General features: G+C 67.2%; 8 protein-coding genes. 3 read left to right on the top strand and 5 right to left on the bottom strand.

Annotation, left to right across the window (positions count from 1 at the left end; genetic code table 11):
* Positions 1-403: 403 nt before the first annotated feature.
* Entirely contained in the window at positions 404-1,432 is a 1,029-nt protein-coding gene (locus AC099J_RS30665) for an IS110 family RNA-guided transposase (protein WP_479619104.1), read from the bottom strand.
* 964 nt (positions 1,433-2,396) lie between these two features.
* On the opposite strand from AC099J_RS30665, the gene AC099J_RS30660 reads away from it, so the two are divergent.
* The 3 genes from AC099J_RS30660 to AC099J_RS30650 all read left to right on the top strand — a co-directional run bounded on the left by AC099J_RS30660 (position 2,397) and on the right by AC099J_RS30650 (position 3,490).
* On the top strand, positions 2,397-2,561 hold the full coding sequence (locus AC099J_RS30660) for a hypothetical protein (protein ID WP_479619103.1): 165 nt from the start codon (positions 2,397-2,399) through the stop codon (positions 2,559-2,561).
* Between the two features lie 126 nt (positions 2,562-2,687).
* Positions 2,688-2,927 (top strand): hypothetical protein, encoded by a 240-nt coding sequence (locus AC099J_RS30655; protein ID WP_479619102.1) that lies wholly within the window; start codon positions 2,688-2,690, stop codon positions 2,925-2,927.
* A 38-nt stretch (positions 2,928-2,965) separates the two neighbouring features.
* The gene (locus tag AC099J_RS30650; protein ID WP_479619101.1) at positions 2,966-3,490 is read left to right on the top strand and encodes a PleD family two-component system response regulator; all 525 of its coding nucleotides are present in this window, start codon (positions 2,966-2,968) and stop codon (positions 3,488-3,490) included.
* A gap of 30 nt (positions 3,491-3,520) precedes the next feature.
* Here AC099J_RS30650 and tssC read toward each other — a convergent pair whose 3' ends face one another.
* From tssC to AC099J_RS30630, 4 genes are all read right to left on the bottom strand, one after another.
* A complete protein-coding gene (gene tssC / locus AC099J_RS30645) occupies positions 3,521-5,188 on the bottom strand; it encodes a type VI secretion system contractile sheath large subunit (protein WP_479619106.1) in 1,668 nt (555 codons plus the stop codon).
* A gap of 899 nt (positions 5,189-6,087) precedes the next feature.
* Positions 6,088-7,113 (bottom strand): hypothetical protein, encoded by a 1,026-nt coding sequence (locus tag AC099J_RS30640; RefSeq protein WP_479619100.1) that lies wholly within the window; start codon positions 7,111-7,113, stop codon positions 6,088-6,090.
* Between the two features lie 19 nt (positions 7,114-7,132).
* Positions 7,133-8,053, bottom strand: a complete 921-nt coding sequence (locus AC099J_RS30635; RefSeq protein ID WP_479619099.1) for an AAA family ATPase — start codon at positions 8,051-8,053, stop codon at positions 7,133-7,135.
* Entirely contained in the window at positions 8,050-9,381 is a 1,332-nt protein-coding gene (locus tag AC099J_RS30630; protein ID WP_479619098.1) for a toll/interleukin-1 receptor domain-containing protein, read from the bottom strand. The genes AC099J_RS30635 and AC099J_RS30630 overlap by 4 nt, the downstream gene beginning before the upstream one ends.
* Between the last annotated feature and the right edge of the window lie 222 nt (positions 9,382-9,603).

Here is a 9,603-nt window from a genome sequence, read left to right as displayed (position 1 = left end):
GCCGCAGCGCCCCTCGACGTCCAGTTCCATCAGCCGCTGGGCCATGAACTGCACCATCTGGCGCAGCACGTCGATGTCGGCTCCCTTCTCGGCAAGCTCGGTCAATGCCATAGTGGCTATATGGACGCCTCCTTCAGGGCAACGGGGTCATGCCGACGATGGTTCACGGAGTTCGAGGCTGCAGGTCTATATCCGGCCTTTTGCTGCGGGCAAGTGCGCCCCCTGGCCCTGATGGATTTCGCAAACTCGCGCCTCATTCGTTGGGCGGACTGATTAGATCCTTGCCACTATGCAGGCTTGACGAGTCCCGGCTTCGATCCGTTTGCCATCATGTCAATCACCCTCGCGCAACCTTGGAAGGCAATCCTCTTGTCGTCGCCACACCTCCCTTCAGCTCGAGGCCTCAGGTTGGGGCTTGGCTGACATGGCCGGGCTCGTAGTTGCGCCCATGTGCCAACAGGGCCCAGATCGTTCGGGCCATCTTGTTGGCGAGCGCAACCACAGCAACGTTCATCGGACGCCTCTGGCCGATGTTCTGAAGCCAAGGCCCTGGACTTTTGCCGCTGGTGAATACGCTGCGAGCACCGTGGATGAGCAGCGTCCGCACATAGCTGTCGCCGCGTTTGCTGATGCCAAGCATTCGCGTCTTGCCGCCGGTTCCCGTGTGTGCCGGCACCAATCCGAGCCACGCAGCGAATTCCCGGCCTGATTTGAACGCGCTCGCCTGTCCCATGGTGGCACTGACAGCCGTCGCGGTGAGCAATCCGACGCCGGGTACTTGGAGGATGCGCTGTGCATTCCGATCCTCGGCCAAGAGGCTCGTGAGCCGGCGCTCGATTTGCTTTACCTGACCGTCGATTTCGATGACGCGTGCCCAAAGCTCCCTGAGGCTATCGACCACAACGCGCGGCAGCCTTTGCTCGAGCCGTTCAAGTGCTCCCGCGATTCCCTTTGCCAACGATGCACGCCCTTGCGCGAACACTTCACCGTACTCTGTCAAGAGACCACGCAGCGCGTTGCTTTGCGCCGTCCGTACTTTAACCAGCTGCTGTCTCATGCGATGCAGCGCCAGTACCGCTTGCTGAGCTTCGGACTTGACCGCAACCCGCTTGATGCCGCCCTGGCGCACCGCCATCCAAATGGCACGTGCGTCGATGGCATCGCTCTTGTTGCCCGCGACGAAGGCTTTGACGGCTTTGGCGGGCAACAGAACGATCTCGTGCCCCAGCTTGCCGAGTTCGCGCGCCCAGTGCTGTGCACCTCCGCAGGCCTCCATGCCAATCAGACAGCGAGGACGACCAGCAAAGTTCTCCAGGAACTTTGCCCGCTCTATCTGAATATTGCGGATTTCGCCCGTCTCCGGCACCACCCAGTAAGCCTGGAACACATTCTTCGCAACGTCGATTCCGACGACCGTGCGCACAGCATTCATTTTGCGACCCCCGTGAAGAGTGGAAAGGTGAACGAACGCTCCATCCGAGCAGCACATCATGAACCAGCGCCGCGGCGAAAAGGAAGGGGGCGTCCATACCATTCGTTGGTCATCGTGATTTCCCTTCGCAAGGATCAAGGTTGGTATTCGCACCTCAACCCTATCCGGAATCACGATAGCCACCCCCATCAGGAGCGGCCGCCGCGCGGCAGGCCGCTGCGGGTTACGCCCTCCGGGCTGCACCCTCCGCGGCCTGCCGCGCGATCAAGACTTACACCACTTCCTGGGACATCAACGCCGTTGTGGTCTCACGGTCACCTCTCTCGGTTCAGGTGGTTGGTGACATCGCCAGTTTGGCGGGGCGGAACGTGTCAAGACTTTGCTGCACCAGGCGGCATAAATTTACTGCGCGGGACTGGGTCGTTGTCTGGCCGTGGGTCTCCGGTGGCGAGTTGATCCAGGCTGCGGTAGGAAGCGCATGAGGCCGAGGACGACGGCCTTTGAACCGCGTGGGTGTCGCGAGGTACGCGGCATCCAGCGCGAGCTGACCCGCATCGCGCAAGGCAGGTGGCCGCGTCGGCAAGTCCGGTGACGGCCGCCAGGTTGGCGCGAGCGAGCGACGGCGGCGGGGTCGCTGGCGTAGGTGGCAGCCCGCATTTGCCTGGCCTACTTCTTTAGATGCTCGGCGTCGGGCTGGGCGGGGTTGCATTCCATGAAACCTCCGTGTGTGAAGGCCCGATGACCCGCAGATAACCGGCTGCCCAATGGCGTGGGGATCCGCATGCGAATGCGAGAGCATGTGGGTTCAACCCTTCCCGCGGCTCCGGGCGCGGCCTGCACCGTGGGGCCGCTGGTCGCAGCCGCCGATCGCGCGCACCACGAAACGGAGGAGACCCGTTCCGGCCCGGCCTTGCGGTACGGGCCCTCCAAGCACCAAACTGTGCCCCCTTTGTGCGGCGCGGTCGTGCCGCTTCATCCACGAGGAGGCCACCTGTCCGAACCCGATACCAGCCCGGTCAACCTGTTCTACAGCTACGCGCACAAAGACGAGGTGCTGCGCGACGAACTGGCTGGCCACCTGAAGATCCTGGAGCGCAAGGCTGGATCCGTCCCTGGCACGACCGCATGATCGTGGGGGGAACGCAATGGGATGGCAGCATAGATGCGGCGCTCGACAGTGCCGAACTGTGCTGCTGCTCGTCAGCAGCCACTTCATCGCGAGCGACTACTTCTCGGCAAGGAACTGCAGCACGCCATGGACCGCGCCAAGAAGGCCTGCGAGGTCGTGCCCATCCTCGTCAGCCCCGTCGACATCCTGCCGGGCGATGCGCCGTTCATGGAACTGCAGGGCCCACCCACCGACCTCAAGCCCGTCACCTCGTGGAGCAACCGCGACGAGGCCTGGACTAATGTCGCCAGGGGGCTGCGGGCACGGGTCGCACTGATCCGCGAAAGACGGCCGGCGCCGGCCCCGCCACGCCTCGCAAGCGCTTAGCCGGCGCGATCGAGGCGGTGCGGCAAGCCTCAAATGCCGTGCTCGAGCCGGTTGTCGCCGCGGTCGTGCAGCAGATCGACATGGCCGAGCGGGCACGTAGCAGCCAGCCCGTGGCCGGCGCGCCCCGTCAGCAAATGGCGCACGACACCCGCGCGCTGATTGATGCACGGGACACCCCGCGGGTCCTGTGGGTGGACGACCGGCCCGACCACAACCGGGGCGAGATAGCGGTGCTGGCCAAGCTGCAGAACGAGGTGTTGGCGGTGCGCTCGACGGCCGAGGCGATGGACCGCATTGCCGAAGCTGCACGGGACGGCGAGCGCTTCGATCTGCTGCTGACCGACTGGTCGCGGCCGCATTATGGAAGTCCGGCGGCCGCGACCTTGCTGGAGGCGCTGCGCAGCGCTGGCCGGACCAAGCCGGTGGTGGTCGACCACAGCGAGTTCCAGCCCGAAAGTCGCGCCAAGCGCGCCGCGCGATGCCTCGCGGCCGGCGCGCTGGGGGAGGCGGTGGTGCCGACGGAGCTGATGCGGCAGGTGTATCAGGCATTGGCGGGTGACTGAAACGTAGCGCGGTGCGGATGGCCCCGCCGCTTAATTGACGATGGCCGGCAGAAAAGTGTCGAGTTGTAGGGACACTGTCAGCCCATCGAGTTGATGGTGTGGTCGCAAGAAAAATTTGGCGGTGTAGTAGCCAGGGTTGCCTTCCACCTCTTCCACCTGGACCTGGGCCGCGGCCAGGGGCCTCTGGGCCTTGGCGGTCTCCGAGGAAGTCGCAGGATCTGCGTCCACGTACTGCGAGACCCATTCGTTCAGCCAGCGCTCCATGTCGCGGCGCTTCCCGAACGAGCCGATCTTGTCGCGCACGATGCATTTGAGGTAGTGCGCAAAGCGATTACAGCCGAACATGTAGGGCATGCGTGAGGCCAGGTTGGCCGTCGCGGTTGCTTCCGGATCGTCGTACTCCGGTGGCCGCTGCAGCGACTGTGCGCTGACGAAGAACGCGAGGTCGCTGATCTGGGGGTGCACCAGCGGCACAAGACCGCACCTCGCCAGGGCGGCTTCATGGCGATCGCTGATGGCGACCTCGGTCGAGCGCAGCATCGCCGGGCCTCTTGCGTCGGCCGGGAAGGCGTGCGTGGGCAGGCCTTCGACGGCGCCGCCCGACCCGACGCCGCGGATGCGCGCGCACCAGCCGTAGAGCGTGAACGCACGGTGGATGTTGGCCACCATGGCGTAGGCAGCATTGGCCCAGACATAGGCGTCCTGGCCGGCGTTGGCCAGGTCTTCCACGAAGCTGAATTCTTCGGCCGGATGGGTGGTGGCACCATACGGCGCACGCGCCAGAATGCGCGGCATGGCCAGCCCCAGGTAGCGCGCCTCGTCCGATGCGCGCAGCGCGTGCCATGCGGCGTGGTCCTCTGAGCGGTCGATCTCAGCCAAGTCGTGCAGCGCGTGCGCGTCTTGCCAGGAGTCCAGGCGCATGAGCGCAGGCGACGCGCCGGTGATGAACGGCGCGAACGCAGCTGCCGCAATCCTGGCCATGTCGATCAGCAAGTCCACGTCCGGGCTAATGTGGTTGAAGTAGAAATCGCCGACCAGGCAGCCGAAGGGCTGGCCTCCGAACTGCCCGAACTCTCTTTCGTAGACCTCCCTGAAGATCGGGCTCTGGCTCCAATCCTCACCCCGGTATGGGGCCAGGGTTTCGCCGAGTTCGGCCTTGCTGATGTTCATCACGCGAATCTTCAGCATCTCGTCGGTTTCGGTTTGCTTAACCAGGTAGTGCAGGCCGCGCCATGCCGACTCCAGCTGCTGGAAGTCCGGGTGGTGCAGCACAAGGTTGAGTTGCGCGCTGAGTTTGCGGTCGAGCTCAGCAGCCTGTTCCGTCGCGCCTGCTTCCACTAAGCGCTGACGCTCCGCGAGATGGGCTTGCAGCCCCTCAACGGCATGGAGGAGCCTACCGGGCCCGAAATCGTCCAGAGTCTCGAAGTGCAACTTCACCATCAAGTGATCCTCTGCCGATGCGAATGTGTTGGGCACCCGGAACGCCAAACGTGGTCCGACCGCCTTCATGCGGGCGTCGAAATTGTCGATGTCGATCTCGCGGAACTTGCGTTCACCTACGTCCGGCAGCGGTTTCGACCGGTGGCCGCTCAGGTCGGCGAACACGGCGGTGACGAACGGCAGCTGGACTTTGCTCTGCGGTCCTTGCAACTCGACGTCGTATTCGATCTGCACCCTGGGAGTTCGATTCCCCCTCATCAACTTCTGCGAAGACGCCCGTACCGGCCCGATAGCATACGCTGAGCCATCGATAAGGCGCAGATGCACCGTGTCGATGCCCGTCTCACAGCGCACCGGCTCGTGGTCCGCCAGCATGAGGACCTTGGGCGCGAATCCGGCAGCGCCGGCGCCGCTCTCCACCTGCAGCCACAGCGGCCGCGTCGCCGGAATGTCGAGTTCGAATCCGTTCTCGATCGCGCGCACCGGGCTGACCATCAGGCCGCCGTCGACGCGGCCGACATGGATGCGGCGGCGTGGCAGGCGGCGCGTGGCGAAGGCAAAGCGGTCGCTGTCCAGGAAGCTCTGTGCCTCGTCGCCCAGCACACTGGCATCACCCAGCAGCAGATGGGCGCCGTAGAAGGCGCGCCGGCCCGACTCGAAATCCAGACTGCCCGGGGGCAGGTCGGGCACGGCGCGCACCACCCAGCGTGCCACGCCTTCGGCATTCGACCCGGTAGCCAGTTCTTCGAGCACGGTTGCCCAGCAACCGTCGATCCACGGGTCGCCAGGGTCTCGCAGCAGGCGCCAGGCCAGCTCTTCCTCGGTGCGGCTGCGCGGCGCCAGCCACTGGGCATGCGCGAGATGGACCTGGGTCCATACCGCGCCGAGCAGCGTGGGATCGGCGGCCAGCTGCTGGCGGAGTGTGTCGCGGACCGCGCGCCGGTACGACAGGCCCGCGGAGGAGCGCGTCTCCACCAAGTCCGAGAGCCACAGGTCGGCCTCGTCGCCGGTGCTGGCCTGCGCGACCAGGCGCAGCCGCAGCAGGCGCACAAAGGCCGGCGTCACGCGCACGGGCAGGCAGGACAGCAGGGCTAGGCGCGCCGCCAGGGGCCGCGCGTCGTGCAGCGCCTGCCAAAGCTCGTTGGGCCGCGCCATGCTCAACCGCGCTGGCGCGCGGCGCGCCGCAAGGCTTGCACGCCGCTGTCGAGGTCCCAGGTCAGGGCCGCATCGAAGCGTGCTGCCACCAGGGGCCAACGCTCGCGCTGGTAGGGAATCAGCACTACGGCGCGCAACCCGCGGCGCTGGCAATCATCCAGGAAGGAGGGGCCGGGCCCTGCGCCCAGATCGCGCGCAGGGTCGTGGTCGCCGATGCCGAGGTCGCTCACCAGCACCAGCGTCGAGCCCCGGCCTGGCCAGCGCAGCGGCTCCCAGCGCACCTGCCGTTGCGCGCGCACTCCGTGCAGCGGGTCGCCCAGGAAGTCGTGGACGCGCACGCGGTCGCGACCCAGCAGGCGCATGGCCGTGGCGGCCAGCTGCTGCTTGTCGCGCGCGAACGGCAGCATCGCCGGGCCGGCGTCGAACAGCAGTACGATGGTGTGGCCCAGCGTGGTCTGGGTCCGCTGCGGCAGCGTGGTGATCGGCTGTGCCCGCGCGATCAGGCGCACTGCGGCGGCGATGTCCGGCTGGCCGCTGGGCATGCTGCGCGTGGACATGTCGCGCAGGATGGCGCGCACGCGGGCGGCCGGGAACAGGCTTTCCAGCGGTGCGGCCTGGCCCGGCGCGTCGGCCAGCGCCTGAGCGTCGGCCGGCGCCGGACCGGCCTGCCGGCGCTGAGGCGCCGCCAGATCGGCCCGCTCGGCCAGCTGCACCCAGGACGACGCCAGTGCCACCAATTTATGCGGATCATCCACCGTGCGGCGTGGCGCTGGCGCCAACGCCCCGGGCTTCAACTCGTGGGCCAGGGGCAGTGCGGTTGCGACGCCGCGCCTGGGCCCGGCTTCGGCGCTGCTGCGGCCGTCCGGCCTCGGCTCATTCTGCGGTGCCCGTGCGGTGCCCCGAATGGCTTCAACACGCTGGGGCAGCAGCAGCGCCACGAGGGCGTCGAGCAGCACCGGGTCGAGCGCGCCGGGCGGGCGCAGCCGCGAGACGGCGCGGACCAGGGTGGCTAGTTGGTTAACGGACATGCGATGCGCCCGGGCGGACTCAAGCCGTGCGCGGCAAGACCGGGCCGCCGGCGCGGCCCTTCAGCACGCAGGCCTGGGCCAGCTGGAGCCAGGCGTCCGAGCCCGGCCGCACCTGCAGTTCCTTGCAGGCTTGTACGAAATCGAGGAATTCCGCGGCGCTCGGTGCCGGCGCACCGCCGCTGCCGAAGCTGGCCGGCAGATTGGCCATCAGCTTCAGAGCGGCCGCGATGGTCTTGCCGTCCTTGGGGAAGTGCAGTCCTGCGACGGCGCCCAGGTCGGGCTGGCGCAGGTTCAGGCTGATGCAGCGGCGCACGAAGGCCGGCGGGAGGTCGCGCTCGTCGTTGCTGGTGATCACGATCAGGGGGATGCCGCTGCGGCAGCTGACGCGGTGGCCGGTATCGGCGACCTCGAAACGCAGCCCTCCCAGTACTTCGAGCAGATTGTTCGGCAGGTCGGGGTCGGCCTTGTCGATCTCGTCGATCAGCACGACCGCCGGATCGAGCGGGGGCCTCGCCGGCGCGCGGGCGCCGTCCATCAGGTGTAGAGGGTCGGCAGCGCTATGCGGGTCCAGCGCCGTCCACAGCACCGAGGCGCGCACATAGGACAGCAGCCGCGGGTCGAGTCGTTGCGCCTGCGCGTCCTGCAGGCGCCGCAGCTGGTCGACTTCCCACAGCAGCGAGGTGATCTCGGTGCGCGAGTTGACGGTGCGTTCCAGGTAGCGCCATTGCAGTCGAGCCGCCGTGCTGCGCGCCAGCGCCGACTTGCCGCAGCCTGCCGGCCCGGTGACCAGCAGCGGCCGCTGCGTCGCGGTGGCGGCCGAGACCGCCAGCTCCATCTCGTGCGTGAAGATATAGGCCGCGCCGCTGCGGAAGTCGCCCGCGCCCGCGGCGGGGCGCCGACGCGCTTTGTCCGGCTGGTCGAAAATGCTCTTGAACTTCATGCGGAAAGGCCTCCCAGTTGGGTAATTTTTCTGCGGTAGTTCAGGCGCCAGCGCTTGTCCGCGCCTGCCGGCCAGCTGGGCGCGAGCACGGCGCAATCGGCGCTGGCTGCCGGCTCGGCCGGTAGTGTGTCGCCGGTCCAGAACAGGAACACGGTGGTGGGGAAACGCTCGGTGAGCCCGGCCGCCAGCTCGGCCCAGCGCCGGCTGAAGCGCGCGCACACCAGGATAGGCGTGCGCGTGGCGCGCCGAGCCTCGGCCAGTTGCTCGGCCAACGCGGCCAGCTGCTCCTGGAGCCGTTCGGCCGGGTCCGGGTGGTCGCTGAGCAGTTCCCAGCCGCCGGTGCCGAGGGCGGCCTCGGCCAGTTCGGCGGCGAGGAAGCGCGTGATTTCGCTCTGGTCGTCGTCGCCCCAGCCGTCCGGCAGTTCGATCAGTTGCCAGGTGCGCAGCAGGTCGTCCTTCGGCATGCCGGTCGCGGCACGCAGCAGCATGCGCACGGCCCAGGTGTCGTGGGTGTTGACCAGGACCGCGCCTTGCCCTTCCTGCTGGCGGCACAGGCCCAGCAACTCGCAGGCCGGCTGGGCCGGGAGGCGCATCGGGTAGAGCGCATCGAACAACCGAGCGGCCAGCCGCGCATCGCCCTGACTGCCAAGCGCGACGTCGCAGATCACGGCATCAACTGATTCGGCCGCCGCCTGGCGCACCATCTTGACCGACAGATTCTGGTAAGGCTGCGTGTAGGGCTGCCAGGTGTCGTCGCCGTAGTGGAGCGCCAGCGCGCTGCTGACGCTGGCCTCGGGTGCATAGCGCTGCAGGCAGTCCTCGACATGCACGCGGAGCGGATCGAAAGCCTGGCGGCTCGGGAGGGAGGCCACCTTTTTGCCCAGAGCCTCGACGATGGCAGCGATCTTCTTCCTGTCGGTGAGGCCATCGGCCAACTGCAGTTCATTGAGGCGCAGGTCGGCGATGAGCGGATTGCTGACGAGATCGGCTGCCTTGAGCCCGCCGATCAGCACCGGGATCACGGTAAAGCGCGGATCCAGCGACCTGCGCCACAGCAGCAGGCTGGCTTCGCGCGGCACCCAGGTCGAATTCTCTCGCTTGACAGCACGTGGCGACAGCACAATGACTGCCGCGTCGCACAGGCCCATCCACGCGTACAGGCGTTGCAGCCACTCGTCTCCGGCGCTCAAGTCCTTCTGGTCGGCAAGGGCCTCGAGGCCAGGCGTGGCCTGCAGTTTCGCGATGAGCGCGTCCAGGAACCGCTGGGTGTCAGGCTCTTCGACATCGTTGGCGCTGTGGCTGATGAAGATGCGGGATCGGCGTTGCATGACGGCGAGAGGGTAGCGTATGCCAGCGCCCTCGTTGATCAATGTGGTGCCGGCGTAGGCGAGGGCCCGGAGCCAGGCGCTTGGCTGGCTACTGCTGTTGACCTGGCCGCGGTACGTGCGGTGAAATGCCCACATCGCACTCTGGCCGGGCCATGGCCATGGTCATGACCCAAAGCATGTGCGCATCGCGCGCGCTGGCCAGCGCCTTGGGGCTGCGCATGC

This window comes from Rhodoferax sp. RT4P68 (assembly GCF_056521305.1).
This window is presented reverse-complemented; position numbering and strand designations above follow the sequence as displayed.

Bases quoted from the DNA above. Each gene is read 5' to 3' on its own strand.
- AC099J_RS30665 (WP_479619104.1), bottom strand. From the start codon at position 1,432: ATGAATGCTGTGCGCACGGTCGTCGGAATCGACGTTGCGAAGAATGTG.
- AC099J_RS30655 (WP_479619102.1), top strand. From the start codon at position 2,688: ATGGACCGCGCCAAGAAGGCCTGCGAGGTCGTGCCCATCCTCGTCAGC.
- tssC (WP_479619106.1), bottom strand. From the start codon at position 5,188: ATGAGGGGGAATCGAACTCCCAGGGTGCAGATCGAATACGACGTCGAG.
- AC099J_RS30640 (WP_479619100.1), bottom strand. From the start codon at position 7,113: ATGTCCGTTAACCAACTAGCCACCCTGGTCCGCGCCGTCTCGCGGCTG.
- AC099J_RS30635 (WP_479619099.1), bottom strand. From the start codon at position 8,053: ATGAAGTTCAAGAGCATTTTCGACCAGCCGGACAAAGCGCGTCGGCGC.
- AC099J_RS30630 (WP_479619098.1), bottom strand. From the start codon at position 9,381: ATGCAACGCCGATCCCGCATCTTCATCAGCCACAGCGCCAACGATGTC.